The organism is Streptomyces sp. bgisy100 (assembly GCF_057709105.1).
In genome coordinates this window covers 112,511-132,225 of sequence record NZ_JBYITE010000013.1, presented here as the reverse complement: position 1 = coordinate 132,225, position 19,715 = coordinate 112,511, and the positions used below count along the sequence as shown (strand labels likewise).

The following is a 19,715-nucleotide window of genomic DNA, read 5'->3' as shown; positions in this document are numbered from 1 at the left end:
ACGGCTCCAGTGTGGCAGATCAACTACGGCGCCCCGGGCCGGAGCGGTGGAAGGCCGTCACCGGCGGTTGTCCGCCGCCACCGTTCGCCGACCTCGCACAGCCCGGAGACGGCCCAGGGGGCCGGCCGCAGGATCGACCTCACGGCCGGAAGGCCGCGCTCGGCAGGCGACTGAAACGGTTCGTGGTGCAGGCGGCGTCCAGCATTGGGCCACTGGCACGTGTCGCAACCCTGGGCGGACGAAGAGCGGCGTCCGGCGCGGTGCATCCCCTGGCGGCCGAATGCCCTCGCACCGGGCCGCACTGGGCTGTTCGGCCAACGAACCGAGGTGCCGTGCCGGGCGTCGCGCGCATCGGAGGTCTTCGAACTGTGATCATGGAGCAGTCGTTGGCGGTGATCGACGAGGAGCTCCCGGGCGCGAGGGGGCCGATATGTCCCGTCGCAGGACGCTCGTGGGAACGCGCCGGAGGTGATGGAGTGAACTGGTTGACCTCGCTGCCGGCGGCGGCGCTGGTTGTGGGCTGGCTCTTCATCGCCCTACTGCTCGCGGCCGTGGCCCGGGTCAGCGTGCGGGCGCTCGTGCCGGCCGGGGAGCAGGACCGGGTGCCGCAGATCGCCACGCCCCTGATGCCGACACTCGGCGCCGCTTTCGCGATCTTTGCGGCACTCTCGCTGGCCAGCGAGGCCGGCTATCTGCGCGCGGCGGAGGGATTGGTGAGCAGTGAGGCGGCCGCAGCCTCCCGCCTGGCATGGGCGGCGACGAGTCCACGAGTCCGGTCGGAGCCGATCCATGCGGCACTGGAGAACTACCTGCAGACCACGCGTGACAGGGAGTGGGAAGGTGCGGCAGCGGCGTCCAGTGACGACCCGCCCACTGCTCGAACGATCGCCCGGCTGGAGCAGGACGTGCGCGCCGAGGCGGCCCGGCCCGAGCTGGGAACCCCGGCAGGCGCGGAGCTGCTGCTTTCCCTGGACAGCGTCACCAATAGTCGTCGCGCCCGCGTCGCGGCCGCCTCGCGTGATGTTCCCGCGCTCTACGTCGTCACACTGGTGGTCAGCGGACTGGCCTTGATCGTGAACGCCGGCGCACTGGTCTTCCGCAGCGGCCTGCGAACGTCACTGCTCGTCGTGGGCGTTGCGGGTGTGGTCGGGCTGAGCCTGGCGTTGCTCTTCGCACTCAGTGCGCCGTGGACCGGACCGTTCATCGTGAGCGGGCAGCCACTCGACGCCGTCATCGGGGACCTGAAGTCCGGCTTCTTCCACGGCGGGCAGTAGGCGGCGGGCCCGATCGGCACCGCGACGGTGAAACTCGTTCGCGGCCGGCCGGTGGCCGTGCTGACGCAGCCGGCACGCCCCGTGGAGGCGACCGGATACCGCGGTGGCCACGGGCAGCGCCGGGGTGTTCACTGCCCCCGTGCGCCGCTTCGGACCGGCTCGGCCGGGGGCCGGCCGGACGGCCATCCCATGGGCATGAAGCCCAGCGGCTCGATGTCCAGCGATCCTCGCATCTCGTCGGACGCCGCCTGCACCGCCTCGTAGAACGTCGTCTGCGCCGCGCGGTACGGTGCGGAGTCGAGCCCCGCGCCCTCGACCAGCAGATCGCGCATCCTCCGGCCCCGTCTGAGGGCGTGCACCCCGAGCTCGACGACCCGTGGGGGCGCCAGCATGGTGAGCCGGAACCGCTGCTGATAGAGGTCGGAGCCGCTGAACGCCTCCATGATGGCGGCGGTGCGCTCGTCGACACCGTCGTACGTGCGTAACGCGGCCACTCGTATCCCCTCATGGGACTGGGCCAGGGCGGCGAGGTAGTCCACGTAGGACTCCCGCAGTATCTGATTGCCTTCCTGCCCCAGGGCGCGCTTCCAGCGCGTCCGCTCCACAAGCGCGGTGGTGACCAGGCTCACCACCGCACCCACCACGATGCCCGCCAGAGTCTTCAGGTCCATGCCCGGCCCGCCAGAGTCTTCAGGTTCATGCCCGGCACCGTACCGGGGCGCCGGGCATGAGCATGATCGAGCCCGCCCCGGCACGGAAAAGCACGGAGGGCCCGCCGCGAGCGTGCGGCAGGCCCTGTTCCGGCGCGGGTGCGACCGGTGCGCGGTCCGGTCGGCTCAGCCGGCTCCCACGAAGATCACCAGCAGCAGCCACACCACCGGTGCGGTGGGCAGCAGTGAATCCAGCCGGTCCATGATCCCGCCGTGGCCCGGCAGCAGCTTGCCCATGTCCTTGATGCCCAGGTCCCGCTTGATCATGGACTCGCCGAGGTCGCCCAGCGTGGCACTGGCGGCGACCGCGAGGCCGAGCAGCAGCCCCTGCCACCAGCTGCCGCCGTCGATCAGGAACTCCATGAACAGGGCCCCGGCGATCATGGCGAAGGCCACCGCGCCGAACAGTCCCTCACGGGTCTTCCCGGGGCTGATCCGGGGGGCCAGCTTGTGCTTGCCGAAGCGCCAGCCGACGGCGTACGCACCGGTGTCGCTCACCACGGTGAGCGCCAGGAAGGTCAGCACCCGCCACGCGCCGTCGTCCGCGGCCAGCATCAGCGCCACGAACGTGGCCAGGAACGGCACGTAGAAGGCCGCGAAGATCCCGGCCGTGACATCCCGGAGATAGTCCTCGGGGGACTCCGTCATCCGCCAGACCAGCACCGCGAGCGCGGTGAGGGCCATCGCGACCCAGGCGCCCTCCGCGCCCCGGACGTAGCCCGCCACGATCATGGCGACGCCGCCGACCGCGAGCGGCACCAGCGGCGTACGGATGTCCTTCTTCTCGGAGAGCCGCGAGGACAGCTCCCAGAGTCCGACCACGACCGCCACCGCGACCACACCGACGAAGAGCGCCTTCACGATGAAGAGCGAGGCGATGATGACGGCGCCCAGGCCGACGCCGACCCCTATCGCCGCGCGCAGGTCCCGGCCCGCGCGCTTCTTCTGCGGGGTCGGCTGCGGCTCGGCGGATTGCCGCGAATGCCTGTGCACAGGGTCGTCCTCCGGGCGCCGCTGCTCGTCGCGGAACAGGGGGCCGCTCAGCCGAGCGGCCCCCCGGTCACGGTCGTCCTGGTCTCCGCCTGTGTCGGGCACGATGGGCATGGGCCGAGTCTGCGCCGCGTCGGCCGCGGCGTGTGCGGGACCCGCCGAGACGGACACGGGCTCCGACGGCCCCCGTACACCGGTGCCCTGCGGGGCTCCCCAGGATGAGTCGTTCATCAGACCTCGAGCAGCTCGGCTTCCTTGTGCTTGAGCAGCTCGTCCACCTGGGCGACGTACTTCGCGGTGGTGTCGTCGAGCTCCTTCTCCGCGCGGCGGCCCTCGTCCTCGCCGACCTCGCCGTCCTTGATGAGCTTGTCGATGCTCTCCTTGGCCTTGCGGCGGACGCTGCGGATCGAGATCTTCGAGTCCTCGCCCTTGCTCTTCGCGACCTTGATGAACTCGCGGCGGCGCTCCTCGGTGAGCTCGGGGAACGTCACCCGGATGATCCTGCCGTCGTTCGACGGGTTGACTCCGAGGTCGGAGTCCCGGATCGCCTGCTCGATGTTGCGCAGCGCACTCTGGTCGAAGGGCGTCACGACCGCCATGCGCGGCTCCGGCACCGAGAACGACGCCAGCTGGTTGATCGGCGTCAGCGCACCGTAGTAGTCCGCCACGATCTTGTTGAACATCGCCGGGTGCGCACGCCCGGTGCGGATCGCGGCGAAGTCCTCCTTGGCGACCACGACGGCCTTCTCCATCTTCTCCTCGGCCTCGAGGAGGATCTCTTCGATCACCACTTGCTCCTGGTCTTGTGAGTGAGCACAGCCCCGCCCTGCGCTTCTTCTCCTGCACGGTGTCCGACCGGCAGGCCCTTGTCCATCCCCGGGCCGGGCTGTTCGTTACGGCCGGGAACTGCCCCTCCTGCCCGCGGTGCGGGACCGACGGTCAGGCCCGGGTCCCCTGATCGCTGACGAGTGTGCCGATCTTCTCACCCTTCACCGCACGCGCGATGTTGCCTTCGGTCAGAAGCTCGAAGACGAGGATCGGAAGCTTGTTGTCCATGCACAGGGTGATGGCGGTGGCGTCCGCGACCTTGAGGCCCCGGGTGATCACCTCGCTGTACTCCAGCGCATCGAACTTCACCGCGTCCGGGTTCTTCTTGGGGTCGGAGTCGTACACCCCGTCCACGCCATTCTTCCCCATCAGCAGCGCCTCGGCGTCGATCTCCAGGGCGCGCTGGGCGGCGGTGGTGTCGGTGGAGAAGTAGGGCATGCCCATGCCCGCACCGAAGATGACCACGCGGCCCTTCTCCAGGTGCCGCACGGCACGCAGCGGAATGTAGGGCTCCGCGACCTGGCCCATGGTGATGGCGGTCTGGACGCGGGAGTCGATGCCTTCCTTCTCCAGGAAGTCCTGCAGGGCAAGGCAGTTCATGACGGTGCCCAGCATGCCCATGTAGTCCGAGCGGGCCCGGTCCATCCCGCGCTGCTGGAGCTCGGCGCCGCGGAAGAAGTTGCCGCCGCCGATGACGACGGCGATCTCCGCTCCGCCGCGGACCACGGCGGCGATCTCCCGCGCCATGGCGTGCACGACGTCGGGGTCGACACCGAGTGCCCCGCCGCCGGCGAACGCCTCCCCGGAAAGCTTCAGCAGGAAGCGTCGGCGTGTGGTGCCATGGTCGCTGTTGTCGGCCTTGTCGGCGCCCTGATTCATGGAGATCTCCTCATGCACATACGAGGAGGCCATTGCCGGTGGGTCTGTCGAGCCCTCTGCGGCAATGGCCTCCTCGTCACATCTGCGGTCGTCCGGCGCGTAGGCGGCCGACTGCACCCGACCCTAGCGGGTCGGGCGTATTCCGTCGCTGAACGGAGCTGTTCGGGTCAGACGCCGACCCGGAAGCGGGCGAAGCGCTTCAGGGCGACACCGGCCTCGTCCAGAACCTTCTGGACGGACTTCTTGTTGTCCTTGGCGAACGCCTGGTCCAGGAGCACGTTCTCCTTGAAGAAGCCGTTCACCCGGCCCTCGACGATCTTCGGCAGGGCGCCCTCGGGCTTGCCCTCCTCGCGAGCGGTGGCCTCGGCGACGCGGCGCTCGTTCTCGACGGTCTCGGCGGAGATCTCCTCACGGGTGAGGAACTTCGGCGAGAACGCGGCGATGTGCTGCGCGATGTCCTTGGCAACCTCGGCGTTCTCCTGGTCCAGCTCGACCAGGACGCCGACCTGCGGGGGCAGGTCCGGGCTGGTGCGGTGCAGGTAGGAGGCGACGAAGCCGCCGGAGAACTGCGCGAAGCGGTCGAGAACGATCTTCTCGCCGAGGGTGGCGTTGGCCTCGTCCACGAACGCCTGGACGGTCTTGCCGGCCTCGATCTCGGAGGCGAGCAGGGCCTCGAGGCCGGCCGGGGAGGTCGCGGCGACGTGGGCGGCGATGGCGTCGGCGACGGCGACGAACTTGTCACCCTTGGCGACGAAGTCGGTCTCGCACTTCAGCTCGACCAGCACGCCGGACTTCTTGTCCTCGGCGATCCGGGCCACGACGGCACCGTTCTCGGCGCTGCGGCTCTCGCGCTTGGCGACGCCCTTCTGGCCCTTGACGCGCAGGATCTCGACGGCCTTGTCGACGTTGCCCTCGGCCTCGTCCAGCGCCTTCTTGCAGTCCATCATGCCGGCGCCGGTGAGCTCACGGAGCTTCTTGACGTCAGCGGCGGTGAAGTTCGCCATGGTCTGTCAATCTCTTCTCGAAAAGTCGATTGGATCTACGGGTGGACGGCGGGGGCACCCGGCCCCCGCCGTCATCAGCCGTGACGCTGCGGTGTCCCGGGCCGAAGCCCGGGCACCGCAGGCAGCGGTCGTCCGGGGAGCTCTCCCCGGACTTCGCGGTGTCAGGCCTGCTCGGCGTCCGCGGCGGGGGCCTCGGCCGGCTTCTCGGCCTCGGCGGCGGGGGCCTCGGCGGCGGGAGCCTCGGCCGGCTTCTCGGCCTCGGCCTCGGCGGGCTTCTCGGCCGCGGCGGGCTCGTCGGCCTTCTTGTCGCCCTCGAGCAGGTCGCGCTCCCACTCGGCGAGCGGCTCGCCGGCCTTCTCGCCCGGCTTGGAGTCACCGGTGGCGGCGCCGGAGCGGGCGATGAGGCCCTCGGCGACGGCGTCGGCGATCACGCGGGTGAGCAGGGTGACGGAGCGGATCGCGTCGTCGTTGCCCGGGATCTTGTAGTCGACCTCGTCCGGGTCGCAGTTGGTGTCGAGGATCGCGACGACCGGGATGTTGAGCTTGCGCGCCTCACCGACGGCAATGTGCTCCTTCTTGGTGTCCACGATCCAGACGGCGCTGGGCACCTTCTGCATCTCGCGGATACCGCCGAGGGTCTTCTCCAGCTTGGCCTTCTCGCGGGAGAGAACCAGGAGCTCCTTCTTGGTGAGGCCGGAGGCGGCCACGTCCTCGAAGTCGATCTCCTCGAGCTCCTTCAGGCGCTGCAGGCGCTTGTAGACGGTCGAGAAGTTGGTGAGCATGCCGCCCAGCCAGCGCTGGTTGACGTACGGCATCCCGACGCGGGTCGCCTGCTCGGCGATGGCTTCCTGCGCCTGCTTCTTGGTGCCGACGAACATGATGGAGCCGCCGTGCGCGACGGTCTCCTTGACGAACTCGTAGGCGCGGTCGATGTACGACAGCGACTGGAGCAGGTCGATGATGTAGATGCCGTTGCGCTCGGTGAAGATGAAGCGCTTCATCTTCGGGTTCCAGCGGCGGGTCTGGTGCCCGAAGTGGACGCCGCTCTCCAGCAGCTCCCGCATCGTGACGACGGCCATGGCCGTACTCCTTGAGGTACTCGGTTTCACTGCGGCCGGGTGGCCGCTGTGCCTGACGCCCCGACGCGCCGTGCCACGGAAAGATCTTCCGAGGACCGAGGGACGCGGCCGCGGCGCTGTCCTGGAGGACTCGATGCGCCGCCGGCGGGGCGTGCGAAGTCGACCCGGTGACCCGGATCGCCACCAGAAGTGTACGGGACCGCCGAACCGCAGTGCGACACTCATCGGGCTCCCCACCGGGCACGGGAGCCTCCGGGGCGCAGCGGAGGGTGGGGCGGAGGCGGACTCCCCCACACGCGTGACGAGGTTGTCCACAACCGGCCGGTACTCCACAGATCCGCTCCATGATCCCCTCGGCACGGGCCCGCCGGTCCACAGTCGCCCCATGCGATCCGACGACCGTCCTCCGTTCCCGGCCCGCCCGGGGCCCTCCCGTCTCCCGCCGGCCGGGTGCGGCCACCGGCCGGCTGTCTCCCCGAGGAGGCGGTGGGACATACGGATGCGGTGCGCACACCGGATGCCATGGACCCCACGGATGCCACCGACGCCACGCGTGCCCTGGACGCAGCGGTCGCTCTGGACGTCCTGGACGCAGACGCCGTGTACGCCGTGGACGGAACGGCTGCCATGGGCGCAACGGCGGATCCTGCGGACGCCCGGAGTCCCCCGGCTGTGGAGACGGGTTCACTCCCGCCTCCCGTCTCCTGGTTCTGGTCCTGCTCCTGCTCCTGCTCCTGCGGCGACCTTCGCCTCTCATGCCATGAACCCTGGCCGTGCGAGCCGGTGGGCGGCACACGGACCGATCCGGCACAGGCCCGGGGCAACCCGATGCGCAGCCACCGCCCCCTTACTGCTCGCCCTCCTGCTGCTGCCGGCGCTCCTCGGGCTCGTCCTCGTGGCGCTGACACCGTGGCTGCTCGGGCCTGCCCCCGTGCCGTCGGTACCGGGGACGAGGCCCCTCGCTCCCACGGCTCGCGGCGCGGCACCTCTCGGCTGCCCCACCAGCCACGGAGGGGGCGGCGCGGTCACCGTCACGGGTTCCGGAGCCACCGCGCACGCCTCCCGCCCCTCCCGGCCACCGGGAGCAAGCGGTCACGGAAGCGCCGGCGTGCCGCGCTGTGCCTCCGGAGCGCACGCCCGCGCCCGGGACGGGGAAGCTGCTCGGAAGATCCGGACACGGTGGGCCGGGGAGGGCGGGCGGGCCGGGCAGCTCGCGGCACGAACAGCTGAGGCGGCCCCACCGGCCGGGCGGCCCGCCCCGCACGGGACCGCGGTGGCCGCACCGGCCGGGCAACGGGAACGGGAACGGGCGTCCGACGAGCACCGACGGACACCGGACGAACAGCGGGAGGCGGCACCGGACAGTCCCGGTGCGGACGAGCCGTCCGTCGGCCGGGCATGGCCGGTGGGCGGCCCGGACGCCGGCGCGCGCCCCGAGGTCGTACGCGGCTGGGACCCTCCCTCCTCGCCCTACGCCGCAGGTCACCGGGGCGTGGATCTGGCCGCTCGTCCCGGCGGGACCGTACGGGCGGCTGCCGCGGGCCGGGTGACGTTCGCAGGGAGCGTCGCGGGCCGCCCCGTCCTGGTGATCGAACTCGACGGCACCGGCAGCCCACCGCTGCGCATCACCTACGAGCCCGTACGCCCCGAGGTCCGGAAGGGGGACCGCGTCACAGCAGGACAGCCGGTGGGAACGTTGGACGACGGCCGCTCCCATTGCCCTTCCGGCTGCCTCCACTGGGGATTGCGCCGAGGGGACCGCTACCTCGACCCGCTCTCCCTGCTCCCGGCCTGGATGCTGCGCGGCGGACCGTCCCGGCTGCTTCCCGTCTTCGGGGTCCCCGAGCCTCACGGGACGGCCCCGTCCGACCACACCTCCGCCCTTTCACCCGAGGCCGAACGCCCTGCGACACCCCAGGCCGGCCGCGCCCCTTCCGACCCCGACGCCGGGTCCGGCTCCGGCTCCGGCTCCGGCTTCGGCTTCGGCTTCGGCTTCGGCGGAAACGGACCCGGCAGAGCTGCGACAGTCGGAGGCAGCGCGCACCGGTCCGGCGCTCCTACGGATGCCCCGGAAACAGGTGGCGCGGATGCGAGTCGAGCGGACACAGAGCACACGGGAACAGGCCTCGCTGGAGGAGGTTTCGCCGGAGGGGGTCTCGCGGATGCCGTCCTCGCGGGAGGAGGTCTCCCTGATGCCGTTGTCGCTGGCGGAGGTCTCGCTGATGCCGTTCTCGCGAGTGGCGGTCTCGCGCACCCCTGTCTTGCACATGCCGGTCTTGCGCAGGCCGGTCGCACCGGCGCGGGTCGCGCGACGGCGCATGGCACCGCTGACCGGCCACCCGCAGAGTGGGCAGGCCACCGGGCCACAGCGCCTGCCCATCCGGCAGCAAGGCATCGCCGCACTGGCGTGGTGCGGGGTACCGCACCCGCCCTGCGGACACCGCCTGAGCTCGCCGCAACCGGGCCGGATGCGGGCCTTCCCGCAGCGCTCTCCGTAGCCGGAGCACTGATCACCGCGGCATGGTGGGCCCATCACCGTCTCCATGCCGGACCACGCGGTCCGGCACCGTCCGCCCCTCATGAGGCGACAGGCACGCAGGAGGACGAACGAGGGCGGAGGAGGGCGCGCCGTCAGGGCCTGTGATCCACCTTTGGGGCGGCCGTCAGCCCTTGACCCCACGCAGTGCCATCGCCACCGCGGCCTCGGTGATCTGTTCCGGGTCCTCGGCCGCGCCGAGCTCGATCCGCCGGACAGCCGCGTCGACGACGCCTTGCAGCAGCATCGCGGCCAGGCGCGGCTGCCCCTGTCCGAGCTCACCGAGAGCCTCGACGATCATGGCGATCAGCCCGCCGTGAGCGGCGCGGATCTTCTCCCGGGCGCCGGCGTCCAGTTCTCCCGCGGAGATCGCGACGACCGCGCGGTGCCGCCGGTCCCCGACGAGGGCGAGCTGCTGCCGGACGTACGCCTCGATCTTCCCCTCGGCCGTGTCGGCCCGCTCCATGGCGGCCTCGACCTCCGCCGCCCAGACCGGGAAGTCGACCGCGCAGAGCTCTTCGACGACGGCCGCACGGGAGCGGAAGTACTCATAGACGGACGACCGCGCGAGCCCGGTGCGCTCGGCGAGGGCGGGGAAGGTCAACGCCTCCGTACCGCCTTCGGACAGGAGGGATCGGGCGGCGTCCAGCAGGGCGCCGCGCTGCATGGTCCGGTGCTCGGCCACCGAGGCCGCTCGAATCCTGGGCACCCCACCACTCTACGGACGGCACGTCGGGCGCCGCACTCCACACCACGAAGACCGCCCGCACTCAGAAGTAATTCATCGTTCACGAAGAGACGATTCAGCGAGCCACGTCGGCCAGCTTGGCCCTCAGCTGCAGGACCGACTTGGTGTGGATCTGACTGACCCGGCTCTCCGTCACCCCCAGGACCTGCCCGATCTCCGCAAGGGTGAGCCCCTCGTAGTAGTAGAGGGTGACGACGGTCTTCTCCCGGTCCGGGAGGGTGTTGATGGCCCGTGCCAGCAGCCGGCGCAGTTCCCGGTCCTCGGCCACCTCGACGGGGTTGTCCGCCGCGGTGTCCTCCAGGGTGTCCATCAGGCTGAGCCGGTCACCGCCCTCGCCGCCGGAGTGCAGCAGTTCCTCCAGCGCCACCACGTTGGCGAGCGACAACTGACTGAAGACGTTGTGCAGTTCGTCGAGTCCGATGCCCATCTCCGCGGCGACCTCCGCCTCGGACGGCGTGCGGCGCAGCGCCGCCTCCAGAGTCGCGTAGGCGCGCTCCACGGCCCGTGCCTTCTGCCGGACCGAACGGGGGATCCAGTCGAGCGCGCGCAGTTCGTCGATCATCGCGCCACGGATGCGCGTGATCGCGTAGGTCTCGAACTTGATGGACCGGTCCGGATCGAACTTCTCGATCGCGTCGATGAGCCCGAAGACTCCGGACGACACGAAATCGGCCTGCTCGACATTGGGGGGCAGGCCGACGCTGACGCGGCCGGCCACGTACTTCACCAGGGGTGAGTAGTGCAGGATCAGCTGTTCCCGCAGCCTGATGTCGGCCGTGGCCTTGTACGACCGCCACAGTTCGTCGAGCGACGAGGGGGCGGCGGGACGCACGCTGCCGCGGGCCGCGGGTGGCACTGCCGCACGGTCAGACCCGGAGGTGTGCTGGGGCATTCGTCGCCTTGAGCCGTTCTGCCGTCACAGGAGTGAGGACGTATGTCTTGGTCGGAACGCTTGTGAGCGTAGCGTGACTGAAGCGTCGCAGAGTGCGAAGAGAGCTGGTTCATGCTTGCGCAGATACGTTCCCGGGCCGCTCCTGGGAGTTACGCCTGTGCCGGCAGGTGTCGGCCGTGCACAGAACACAAAGTCGGCTGTTGGGGTCATCGGCCCAACCCTGTCACCCGATCGCCGCAGGTCAAGGACCGCCTCGCGGGGTACCGGCGGTGGCCCCGGGAGAGCCGGGCAACTGCCATCGTTCGCCGTGCCGTTCGACGAACCCCAGTGACTGCAGTTCGCACAGCCTTGCCAATGCTTCGTCATATCCGGTACCTGCATCCCGGGCGATCCTCGGCACGTCGGCACTCGCCCGGGCCGGCAGCGCGTCGAGCACTCTGGTGGCCGTGGGATCCAGCAGGTCCCGCGCGACGAGGGGCCCCCGTCGCTCGGGCGCCAGCTCGCCGATGCTCCCGATGAGTTCGACCACCTCGGCGGTGTCGGTGACCAGCTCGGCACCGCCTCTCAGAAGTTCGTGGACCCCTGCCGAGAGGCCCGACGTCACGGCACCCGGCACTCCCATCGCCACCCTGCCCAGCTGCTGCGCGCGCCGCGCCGTCACCAGGGATCCGCTGCGGTACTGCGCCTCGACGACGACCGTGCCCCGGGTCAGGGCGGCGATCACCCGGTTGCGCAGCACGAACCGGCTGCGGGTGGGGTGCGCGCCCGGTGGTAATTCGGCGACCAGCAGGCCCTGTTCCGCGATCCTGCCGAGCAACTCGGTGTGCCCGCGCGGATAGGCGACGTCCACCCCGCAGGCGAGCACCCCGATGGTGGCACCGCCGCCCGCGAGAGCACCCCGGTGGACGGCGCCGTCGACGCCGTACGCGCCGCCGGACACCACGGTCCATCCGGCTTCGGCGAGCCCCGCGCCGAGGGTGGCTGCGACATGGGCGCCGTACTCGGTGCAGGCCCGCGCCCCGACGACGGCGACGGACTTGAGCGCCCAGATCCGCAGGGAGGGCCGGCCCCGTACCCACAGCCCGACCGGACGGGCGTCCCCGAGGTCGTCCAGCTGCTGGGGCCACTCCGGCTCACCGGGGCAGAGGAACCGGGCGCCGGCCGCCTCCGCCGCGGCGAGATCCGCCTGTGGGTCGAGCCGTTCGGCCCGCAGGCGGTAACCGGCCCGGCGCGCCGCACCGACCGACGACGGAGGCTTGCCGGACCCCCTCAGCATCTCCAGCACATCGACCGGTCCGGTGTCCCTCAGCCAGGCCCCGACCAGCTCGTCGCCGGGTTCGACGATCCTGGTGAGCGCCGCACGGGCCAGTCGCTGCTCCGCCGGGCCGTCCCGCCCGGCGGCCGCGCTCACCGCGCCCCGCCGGTGAGGACCGCGCCGCGGCTGACACCGGTCCGCAATTGCAGGGCATGCGCCACGTCCGGAGCGGTGGGGCGGTCCCGCCCGGCCAGATCGGCGACGGTCCACGCGACCCGCAGAACACGGTCGAGACCGCGCGCCGTGAGCAGCCCGCGCTCCATGTCCCGCTCGGCCGCCGCCATGGCCCCTGCCGCGGGCTGCCAGCGGGTCCGCAGTTCGTGCCCGGGCACGTCCCCGTTGATGCGCCAGGGGGTGCCCGACAGCCGCGTGGCGGAGCGTTCCCTTGCCTCGCGCACCCGGCCGGTGACGGCGGCGCTGGACTCGCCGGGCCGGACCCCGCCGGCCAGCTCGGCCCGGCTCACGGGCTCGACGTCCACCTGCAGATCCACCCGGTCCATCAGCGGCCCCGACAGCCGTGACTGATAGCGGCGCACCACCGCGGGAGGACAGTCGCATCCCCGGCCACGCAGGGCATGGCGGCCACAGGGGCAGGGGTTCGCGGCGAGGACGAGGAGGAACCGGGCCGGCAACCGCACCACTCCGGCGCTGCGCGCCACCACCACCTGCCCCGACTCCAGGGGCTGCCGCAGGGCGTCGAGCGCGCGGCCGCTGAACTCCGGGGCCTCGTCGAGGAACAGCACGCCCCGGTGCGACAGCGAGACGGCGCCGGGTCTCGGCACCCCGTTGCCGCCGCCCACCAGCGACGGCATCGTCGCCGAATGGTGCGGGGCACAGTACGGCGGGACGGTCAGCAGCGGCTTCCCCGGCGGCAGCAGGCCCGCCACCGAGTGCACCGCGGTGACCTCCAGCGACTCCTGCCGGGTGAGCGGCGGCAGCAGCGAGGGGAGCCGTTCGGCCAGCATGGTCTTGCCGGCGCCCGGCGGTCCCTTCAGGTAGAGGTGGTGGCCGCCCGCCGCTGCCACCTCCAGGGCCGACCGGGCTCCCTGCTGGCCCGCGACGGCCGCCAGATCCGGCAGCGGGCCGTCGTCGGAGGATCCGGTGAGGAGGCCCGCCCCGGTGCCCGCGCCCGGCACCGTGAGCCCGGCCAGCATCGGGTCCGGCCGTCCCTCCTCCGGAGGGGCTTCTTCCTCCGGGACCGGCTCGTCTGCGAGCACCGCGATGAGCTGGCGCAGACTGCGGACCCCGAGCACCGAGACGCCGGGCACGAGGGACGCCTCCGCGGCCGTCCGCTCGGGAACCACGACCTGGCGGTATCCGGCCTCAGCCGCCGCGAGCACCGAGGGCAGCACGCCTCGCACGGGGCGCACCCGCCCGTCGAGACCGAGTTCCCCGACCATCACCAGGTCCGCGATCTCCCGCGGGTCGATCCGCTCCGAGGCCGCCAGCACGGCACAGGCCACCGCCAGGTCGAAGCCGCTGCCGGCCTTGGGCACCGACGCCGGACTGAGCCCCACGGTGAGCTTCTTCTGCGGCCAGTCCGCGCCCGAGTTCACCACCGCGGCACGCACCCGGTCGCGGCTCTCCACGAGGCTCTTGTCCGGCAGCCCCACGAGGGCGAAGGCCGCGACCCCCGGTTCGAGGTCGGCCTGGACCTCGACGACGACGCCCTCGACTCCGACGAGGGCCACCGAGCACGTACGGGCGAAGACCACTCAGGCCACCCCCCGCACGTGCTCCACGACCGGAGCGCCACGCAGTGGCAGCAGCACACCGACGAGATCGATGCGCACCCCTCCCGGCGGCACCCCGCCGTGCCGCTCCAGCCAGCACTCGGCGAGCCAGCGGGAGGCCAGCCGGCGGAGCCGCTCGGACTTGCGCCGTGTCACCGCCGCCATCGGGTGCTCGTAGTGACCGGCGCGGCGGGTCTTGACCTCGCACACCACCAGCGCGTCACGGTCCGTGGCCACGATGTCGATCTCGCCCTCCCGGCAGCGCCAGTTGCGCTCCAGGACCGTCATGCCGGCCAGGGCCAGCTTCCGCGCCGCCAGGTCCTCCCCGTAGCGGCCGAGCGCTCCTCGTGCGTTCATGAGTACCACCTCCGTCACCGACTGTGACGGAAGGGCGGGATTCTCGGGGATCATGGTCGAGATCTGTGGACAGCACGGTGACTGTGGACAACGCGGCCACTCGATCGAGTGACCGGCCCGCCTGCCCCGACACCGGCGCAGGCCCCGGTGCCACCCTGGTCCACGGAAACACCGCCGCGATCACCCCGCCGCCGAGGCCGCATCACCCGGCGCAACCAAGCAGCCCGCCCGGCGGGCCCACACGGGCCCGCACCAGCCGCTTCTCAGCCGTTGAAGCCCGACTCCCCGGAGGGCAGGTCGAGGTCGGCCTTGTTGAGCTCCTCGATGTTCACGTCCTTGAACGTGAGCACCCGCACCTGCTTGACGAACCGCGCCGGGCGGTACATGTCCCACACCCAGGCATCCGCCATCGACACCTCGAAGAACACCTCGCCCTGCACCGAGTGCACCTGCATCTCGTAGTCATTGGTGAGGTAGAAGCGCCGCTCGGTCTCGATCACGTATTTGAACAGACCGACGACATCGCGGTACTCCCGGTAGAGCTTCAGCTCCATCTCGGTCTCGTACTTCTCGAGGTCCTCGGCGCTCATGGCATGTTCCCCTTCAGCCGTGCGTCCCCCTATTGTGCGTCAGTTCCACGGGCCCTAGACGACTTCTGCGGCCAGGACCTCGGGCGTGCTCGGGGGACCCTCGTCGAGCAGCGTCCGGAGCAGCTCGGCGAGTCTGGTCGGATACACCGTCTCACGCGTCGCGGACAGTTCCTCCGATGTCCACCATCGCAGGCCCCGTACGCTGCGCCTTTCCAGGTCCGTGTGACCACCCGTGTCGGTCCGTGTCCGTACGGTACGGCCGAGGTAGTACCACTCGTTCTGGTCCCAGCGTCGCCCGTCGAACGGGAAGGAGCAGCTGCGCCGCCACAGCAGCGGCCCGAGCCGTACCTCGGAGATCCCGGTCTCCTCGGCCAGCTCCCGGCGTGCCGCCTGCTCCAGGCTCTCGCCCTCCTCGACCCCGCCGCCCGGTGTGAACCACCAGGTGGATGCGGGGTCGGCGGGTTCGAAGCCGTGCAGCAGCAGAATCCGCTCGTCGGGGTCGAGCAGGACGACGCGGGCGACCGTGCGCTCCATGGTGTCGGGCCTCCGTCCCTTGCTGTCGAGTCTCCGCCCGTCAGACGCCCGCCGGAACCTTCTCCCGCCCCAGACGGCGGGCGAGGGGCCCGTAGGCCGCTCCGCCGAGGATCAGTACGGCGCCGGACACCACTGCGGTGACCAGCAGCGTCATGGGCCCCGGCTGCGAGATCCCGCCGGGCAGCTTCGCGAAGCCCTCCGGCCGGGCGAGCATCCCGAAGCCCTCCGACGGCCACACGGTGCCGTCCACCCGGGCGTCCACCGCGCTCCGCGGCACCGATCCGTGCTCCGCGTCGGCCAGGTGCTCGCGCGAGTCCACGGAGGCGTGCCGGTTGTCGCCCAGCAGGAACAGCTTCCCCCGGGGCACGGTGGCCTGGAACTTCTCGTAGGAGGCGTCCTTGCCGGAGAGATAGGCCTCGTCGACCGGCTCGCCGTTCACGGTCAGCCGGCCCTGCGCGTCGCAGCAGCCGACCTTGTCGCCGCCGATTCCGACCACGCGCTTGACCATGGGCATGTCGCCCCACACCGCGTCCCGGAAGACGACCACGTCGCCGCGCCGTACCTCGCCGCCGTCGACGCGCTGGGCGAGCACCCGGGCTCCGGGGGCCACGGTCGGTGCCATGGAGTCGGTCGGCACCGTGTACGGCTTGTAGAGCACCGCGCCCCACACGAACCCGCCGAGGAAGAGCACACAGCCGACGGCCACGGCCAGTCCGGACAGCACACTGCCCAGCCGGCCGCGGCCGTCATCCGTACGTCGTGCCTCGCTCATCCCAGCTCCTCGCCTCGAAGATCTGGGACCGCACCCTACCCGGCGGTATCGGCGCCGTCAGCCGCCCCGCGTCGCCTTCCTCGGTCCCGGCCGTCCCCGTCCGGCCACCACCTCACCGGGCGTGATCAGGGAATTTCCGGAACCGACCGGGATTCCGTCCGGAGTGACCGGAGCGTGCCGGTGCCGCTCGGGAACAGCGCTCGGCGACCCGGCCGGATCGCGGAAGTGGCCCGGAGGGCCGGCCGGGGGCGGAGAGGTCAGAACCGCTCCAGCGGCTTGTCCACCATGCCCTTGGCGATCAGACGCCGACGGCGCCACAGCACCAGCGGCACCGCGCCGGCCAGCCCGAGGACCGCGGGCGCCGCGGCGCCCGCCGCGTTCAGCCCGGGCTGGTCGAAGGTGTCCGGCACCGGCAGCGTGCTCCAGCGGCTGATCGGCCAGGCCACCACGATCGCGCGCCCGACGACGTCGCTGTTCGCGACCGTGCCGTTGCCCGGCAGGTTCTGGTGGTAACGCGAGTCGAGGGAGTTCTGACGGTGGTCCCCCATGACCCAGATACGGCCCTCGGGCACCTTGATCGGACCGAACGGCTTGTCGCCGCAGGGCGTGTTCCCCGGGTAGAGGTACGGCTCGTCGAGCTTCTTGCCGTTGACCTTGACCGGCTGGTTCCCGCCCTTGCACTCGACGGTGTCCCCGCCGACCGCGATCACCCGCTTGATCAGGTCCTTCTCCTCGGCGGACGGCATGAGGCCGATGAAGCTGAAAAAGGCCTGGATGCCCTCGGCGACGGGACCGGAGTCCGTCTGCGGCATCTCGCCGAGCCACTTGCCGCCCGGGTCGTGGAAGACCACGACCTCACCGCGCTCCGGCTCCGAACCGAACCACGGGGTGAGCTTGTCCACCAGCACCCGGTCGCCCCTCTGCAGCGTGTCCTGCATCGAGTCCGAGGGGATCGAGAAGGCCTGCACCAGGAAGGTCTTGATCAGGAGGGCGAGCAGCAGGGCGATCCCGATGAGGATCGGCAGCTCCTTCCAGAAGGAGCGCTGCTTCTGCTGCTGCTTCACGCGGCTGCCGCCCTCCTCCCCCTCCGCTCCGGGCCGCTCGGGGGCCTCCTCAGGCCGCTCCTCCGGGCGTTCTTCGGGCCCTTCGTGACCGGATCGTGCGCCGACCGCCAAATCCCCCACATCCACTCCTCACTCCACGCTGCCGCCTGTCCCGTACGCGGTGCAGGCCCACCACTCCCATAACGAGCGGGAGTTCCGCAGGGGTCGGGAGTTGGATCGTTCCTTGCATTCCGGGGGACTCACCAGGCCTTTCGGCCCCGGTCCCGTAGGACACCCTAGGCGGTGGAGCACCCGCCGCTGTCGTCGCGCCACGCGCTTGGGGCACGGAGGCATACGTCTCCGGTTCCTCGAGACGCCGCATATGGCCGAACGGCCAGGCGATGACCACGGCCCGGCCGACCACGAGGTCCTCGGCGACCGTGCCGCTGCCGGGCTCGTCCAAGTGGAAGCGGGAGTCGGCGGAGTTCGCCCGGTGGTCCCCCATGACGAAGATCCGGCCGGGCGGCACCGTGACCGAGAACTTCATGTCCGAGGGACTGTTCCCGGGGTTGATGTAGGGCTCGTCGAGCGGCTTGCCGTTGACCATGACCTTGCCGTCCCTGCCGCAGCACTTGACGGTGTCCCCGCCCACCGCGACGACGCGCTTGATGAGGTCCTGCTCGTCCTCCGACGGCAGCAGCCCGATGAACGTCAGCAGGTCCTTGCCCTGCTTGATCACCACCGGGTCGTCGCTGATGGGGGTCTTCTCCTTCTCCAGCCAGCCGCCCGGGTCCTTGAACACCACGACGTCCCCGCGCTGCGGCTTCGAGCCGAACCACGGGGTGAGCTTGTCCACCAGGACCCGGTCGCTGATCCGGATCGTCTGCTCCATCGAGCCCGAGGGGATCACGAACGCCTGGACCAGGAAGGTCTTGAGCACCAGCGCGATGGCCAGGGCCACCCCTATGAGGAGCGGCACCTCCTTGGTCGCGGAGAGCCGGCGCCTGCGCTTGACCCGCAGCGCCGCCTTGCGACGCTCGGCCCGGCCGGGTGTCACCCGGCCGGTGGTGGGACGCTCACCCGTCGGCAGACGAGTGTCCATGCGGTGCTGGCCCGTCCGCGGCCGCCCGCGGCTACCCATGGGCGCCGGCCGTCCCGTGCGCGGCGGGGTCCGGTACCCGGTCGAAGGCGTCCGGCCGGTCCAGGGAGGCCCAGTGGCCACGGGGCCAGCCGATCCAGTCCGCTCTGCCGATCACGCGGTCGACCGGAACCACACCGCCGCCGGGTTCGCCGAGGTGGTCGCGGGAGTCGCGGGAGGCGCTGCGGTGGTCCCCCATCATCCACAGCCGCCCTTCCGGCACCACGATGTCGAAGGGCACCTGTGAGGGGGAGTCCCCCGGATACAGGTAGTCCTCGTCCACGGCCTGGCCGTTCACTGTGATCCTCCCCCGCCGGTCGCAGCAGATGACCCGGTCTCCCCCGACCCCGACCACGCGCTTGACGTAGTCGGTCTCGGCCGGCTGAGCCAGGCCCACCGCAGCGGCACCCTTCCGCAGCAGTGCGGTCACCGGATTCCCGGGCGGTCCCCCCTGGACGAACGATCCGGTGCCGTCGAAGACCACAACGTCCCCGCGCTGCGGATCGTCCCCGAAACGGTATGCCAGCTTGTTCACCATCACCCGGTCCCCGACCCGCAGCGTGTTCTCCATCGAGCTGCTCGGGATCAGGAAGGGCTGGACGACATAGGCGCTGAGCAGCATCAGAACGGCAGTGCAGAGGCACCCCGCCAGCGCCGCGCGCCGCACAGGGCTGCGCCGGGAGAGCCCGCTCCACCACTCCTGCCCCGGAATACGCAGGGAGCGCGACCTCCGTTCAGCCCCGTCAGGGGCTGAAGAGCGGTCGCGCTCCGCGAGTTGTGCGTCGGTGTCCATCGGGGCCAGAGCTTATCCGGCCCGGCCCGGACGGCCGAAAGGAGCTCAGCGCTCGCGCTTCTCCTTGATCTTCGCGGCCTTGCCGCGCAGCTCACGCAGGTAGTAGAGCTTGGCGCGACGCACGTCACCGCGGGTGACGACCTCGATCTTCTCGACGATCGGGGTGTGCACCGGGAAGGTGCGCTCGACGCCGACGCTGAAGCTCACCTTGCGGACGGTGAAGGTCTCCCGGACACCGGCGCCCTGGCGACGGATGACCACGCCCTTGAACTGCTGGACACGGGAGCGGTTGCCCTCGATGACGCGCACGTGAACGTTCACGGTGTCGCCGGGGCGGAAGGCCGGGACGTCGGTGCGCAGCGAGGCGGAGTCGACGCTGTCGAGAAGGTGCATGACCGTCTGCTTTCTTCGCTGATGCCACAGGTCATCAGCGGAATACGAGATGAGTTCCGGATGCCATCGAAGATGGCGCTGCGGCGGGCGGACGTCGTTCCCCCTGT

20 protein-coding genes are annotated in these 19,715 nt (G+C 71.2%); 2 read left to right on the top strand and 18 right to left on the bottom strand.

Annotated elements, in window-relative coordinates; translation table 11 throughout:
• Nucleotides 1-476: 476 nt before the first annotated feature.
• On the top strand, nucleotides 477-1,274 hold the full coding sequence (locus AC3EQ1_RS12255; protein WP_432094340.1) for a bestrophin-like domain: 798 nt from the start codon (nucleotides 477-479) through the stop codon (nucleotides 1,272-1,274).
• A 128-nt stretch (nucleotides 1,275-1,402) separates the two neighbouring features.
• Here the strand turns inward: AC3EQ1_RS12255 and AC3EQ1_RS12250 are convergent, their stop codons facing one another.
• The 6 genes from AC3EQ1_RS12250 to rpsB form a co-directional block, all read right to left on the bottom strand.
• Entirely contained in the window at nucleotides 1,403-1,945 is a 543-nt protein-coding gene (locus AC3EQ1_RS12250) for a hypothetical protein (protein WP_432094339.1), read from the bottom strand.
• 165 nt (nucleotides 1,946-2,110) lie between these two features.
• The gene (locus tag AC3EQ1_RS12245; RefSeq protein ID WP_432094338.1) at nucleotides 2,111-3,205 is read right to left on the bottom strand and encodes a phosphatidate cytidylyltransferase; all 1,095 of its coding nucleotides are present in this window, start codon (nucleotides 3,203-3,205) and stop codon (nucleotides 2,111-2,113) included.
• Nucleotides 3,205-3,762 (bottom strand): ribosome recycling factor, encoded by a 558-nt coding sequence (frr, locus tag AC3EQ1_RS12240; protein ID WP_432094337.1) that lies wholly within the window; start codon nucleotides 3,760-3,762, stop codon nucleotides 3,205-3,207. The genes AC3EQ1_RS12245 and frr overlap by 1 nt, the downstream gene beginning before the upstream one ends.
• Before the next feature lie 151 nt (nucleotides 3,763-3,913).
• The gene (gene pyrH / locus AC3EQ1_RS12235; RefSeq protein WP_432094336.1) at nucleotides 3,914-4,681 is read right to left on the bottom strand and encodes a UMP kinase; all 768 of its coding nucleotides are present in this window, start codon (nucleotides 4,679-4,681) and stop codon (nucleotides 3,914-3,916) included.
• A 167-nt stretch (nucleotides 4,682-4,848) separates the two neighbouring features.
• Complete coding sequence (tsf, locus tag AC3EQ1_RS12230; protein ID WP_432094335.1) at nucleotides 4,849-5,685, bottom strand: translation elongation factor Ts; 837 nt, start codon at nucleotides 5,683-5,685, stop codon at nucleotides 4,849-4,851.
• Between the two features lie 161 nt (nucleotides 5,686-5,846).
• Nucleotides 5,847-6,764: a 30S ribosomal protein S2 gene (gene rpsB / locus AC3EQ1_RS12225; protein ID WP_432094334.1), complete on the bottom strand. Its 918-nt coding sequence runs from the start codon at nucleotides 6,762-6,764 to the stop codon at nucleotides 5,847-5,849.
• On the opposite strand from rpsB, the gene AC3EQ1_RS12220 reads away from it, so the two are divergent.
• On the top strand, nucleotides 6,652-9,408 hold the full coding sequence (locus AC3EQ1_RS12220; RefSeq protein ID WP_432094370.1) for a murein hydrolase activator EnvC family protein: 2,757 nt from the start codon (nucleotides 6,652-6,654) through the stop codon (nucleotides 9,406-9,408). The two genes, rpsB and AC3EQ1_RS12220, sit on opposite strands and share 113 nt — an antisense overlap.
• A 19-nt stretch (nucleotides 9,409-9,427) precedes the next feature.
• Here AC3EQ1_RS12220 and AC3EQ1_RS12215 read toward each other — a convergent pair whose 3' ends face one another.
• The 12 genes from AC3EQ1_RS12215 to rplS all read right to left on the bottom strand — a co-directional run bounded on the left by AC3EQ1_RS12215 (nucleotide 9,428) and on the right by rplS (nucleotide 19,608).
• Nucleotides 9,428-9,985, bottom strand: a complete 558-nt coding sequence (locus AC3EQ1_RS12215) for a TetR/AcrR family transcriptional regulator (RefSeq protein ID WP_432094369.1) — start codon at nucleotides 9,983-9,985, stop codon at nucleotides 9,428-9,430.
• A gap of 118 nt (nucleotides 9,986-10,103) precedes the next feature.
• Entirely contained in the window at nucleotides 10,104-10,940 is an 837-nt protein-coding gene (gene whiG / locus AC3EQ1_RS12210) for an RNA polymerase sigma factor WhiG (protein ID WP_351511496.1), read from the bottom strand.
• 241 nt (nucleotides 10,941-11,181) lie between these two features.
• Complete coding sequence (dprA, locus tag AC3EQ1_RS12205) at nucleotides 11,182-12,351, bottom strand: DNA-processing protein DprA (protein WP_432094333.1); 1,170 nt, start codon at nucleotides 12,349-12,351, stop codon at nucleotides 11,182-11,184.
• Complete coding sequence (locus AC3EQ1_RS12200; protein ID WP_432094332.1) at nucleotides 12,348-13,970, bottom strand: YifB family Mg chelatase-like AAA ATPase; 1,623 nt, start codon at nucleotides 13,968-13,970, stop codon at nucleotides 12,348-12,350. Before AC3EQ1_RS12200 ends, dprA begins: the two co-directional genes overlap by 4 nt.
• Nucleotides 13,971-14,345 carry a YraN family protein gene (locus AC3EQ1_RS12195; protein WP_432094331.1) on the bottom strand — a complete coding sequence of 125 codons (375 nt, stop codon included), beginning with the start codon at nucleotides 14,343-14,345 and terminating at the stop codon, nucleotides 13,971-13,973.
• A gap of 263 nt (nucleotides 14,346-14,608) precedes the next feature.
• Complete coding sequence (locus AC3EQ1_RS12190) at nucleotides 14,609-14,935, bottom strand: DUF2469 domain-containing protein (protein ID WP_351511489.1); 327 nt, start codon at nucleotides 14,933-14,935, stop codon at nucleotides 14,609-14,611.
• A 54-nt stretch (nucleotides 14,936-14,989) separates the two neighbouring features.
• Nucleotides 14,990-15,469, bottom strand: coding sequence for an NUDIX hydrolase (locus AC3EQ1_RS12185; RefSeq protein WP_432094330.1), 480 nt, complete (start codon nucleotides 15,467-15,469; stop codon nucleotides 14,990-14,992).
• A gap of 40 nt (nucleotides 15,470-15,509) precedes the next feature.
• Entirely contained in the window at nucleotides 15,510-16,241 is a 732-nt protein-coding gene (gene lepB, locus AC3EQ1_RS12180; RefSeq protein WP_432094329.1) for a signal peptidase I, read from the bottom strand.
• A gap of 257 nt (nucleotides 16,242-16,498) precedes the next feature.
• Complete coding sequence (gene lepB / locus AC3EQ1_RS12175) at nucleotides 16,499-17,416, bottom strand: signal peptidase I (RefSeq protein WP_432094368.1); 918 nt, start codon at nucleotides 17,414-17,416, stop codon at nucleotides 16,499-16,501.
• Nucleotides 17,355-18,425, bottom strand: a complete 1,071-nt coding sequence (lepB, locus tag AC3EQ1_RS12170; RefSeq protein WP_432094328.1) for a signal peptidase I — start codon at nucleotides 18,423-18,425, stop codon at nucleotides 17,355-17,357. Before lepB (AC3EQ1_RS12170) ends, lepB (AC3EQ1_RS12175) begins: the two co-directional genes overlap by 62 nt.
• Entirely contained in the window at nucleotides 18,418-19,215 is a 798-nt protein-coding gene (gene lepB, locus AC3EQ1_RS12165; RefSeq protein WP_432094327.1) for a signal peptidase I, read from the bottom strand. Before lepB (AC3EQ1_RS12165) ends, lepB (AC3EQ1_RS12170) begins: the two co-directional genes overlap by 8 nt.
• Nucleotides 19,216-19,260: 45 nt before the next feature.
• Nucleotides 19,261-19,608 carry a 50S ribosomal protein L19 gene (rplS, locus tag AC3EQ1_RS12160; protein ID WP_351511479.1) on the bottom strand — a complete coding sequence of 116 codons (348 nt, stop codon included), beginning with the start codon at nucleotides 19,606-19,608 and terminating at the stop codon, nucleotides 19,261-19,263.
• Between the last annotated feature and the right edge of the window lie 107 nt (nucleotides 19,609-19,715).

Excerpts from the sequence above, each read along its gene's own strand:
- AC3EQ1_RS12250 (WP_432094339.1), bottom strand. The coding sequence starts at position 1,945 with ATGGACCTGAAGACTCTGGCGGGCATCGTGGTGGGTGCGGTGGTGAGC.
- AC3EQ1_RS12245 (WP_432094338.1), bottom strand. The coding sequence starts at position 3,205 with ATGAACGACTCATCCTGGGGAGCCCCGCAGGGCACCGGTGTACGGGGG.
- pyrH (WP_432094336.1), bottom strand. The coding sequence starts at position 4,681 with ATGAATCAGGGCGCCGACAAGGCCGACAACAGCGACCATGGCACCACA.
- tsf (WP_432094335.1), bottom strand. The coding sequence starts at position 5,685 with ATGGCGAACTTCACCGCCGCTGACGTCAAGAAGCTCCGTGAGCTCACC.
- AC3EQ1_RS12220 (WP_432094370.1), top strand. The coding sequence starts at position 6,652 with ATGCCGTTGCGCTCGGTGAAGATGAAGCGCTTCATCTTCGGGTTCCAG.
- rpsB (WP_432094334.1), bottom strand. The coding sequence starts at position 6,764 with ATGGCCGTCGTCACGATGCGGGAGCTGCTGGAGAGCGGCGTCCACTTC.
- whiG (WP_351511496.1), bottom strand. The coding sequence starts at position 10,940 with ATGCCCCAGCACACCTCCGGGTCTGACCGTGCGGCAGTGCCACCCGCG.
- AC3EQ1_RS12195 (WP_432094331.1), bottom strand. The coding sequence starts at position 14,345 with ATGAACGCACGAGGAGCGCTCGGCCGCTACGGGGAGGACCTGGCGGCG.
- AC3EQ1_RS12190 (WP_351511489.1), bottom strand. The coding sequence starts at position 14,935 with ATGAGCGCCGAGGACCTCGAGAAGTACGAGACCGAGATGGAGCTGAAG.
- AC3EQ1_RS12185 (WP_432094330.1), bottom strand. The coding sequence starts at position 15,469 with ATGGAGCGCACGGTCGCCCGCGTCGTCCTGCTCGACCCCGACGAGCGG.
- lepB (WP_432094329.1), bottom strand. The coding sequence starts at position 16,241 with ATGAGCGAGGCACGACGTACGGATGACGGCCGCGGCCGGCTGGGCAGT.
- lepB (WP_432094328.1), bottom strand. The coding sequence starts at position 18,425 with ATGGGTAGCCGCGGGCGGCCGCGGACGGGCCAGCACCGCATGGACACT.
- lepB (WP_432094327.1), bottom strand. The coding sequence starts at position 19,215 with ATGGACACCGACGCACAACTCGCGGAGCGCGACCGCTCTTCAGCCCCT.
- rplS (WP_351511479.1), bottom strand. The coding sequence starts at position 19,608 with ATGCACCTTCTCGACAGCGTCGACTCCGCCTCGCTGCGCACCGACGTC.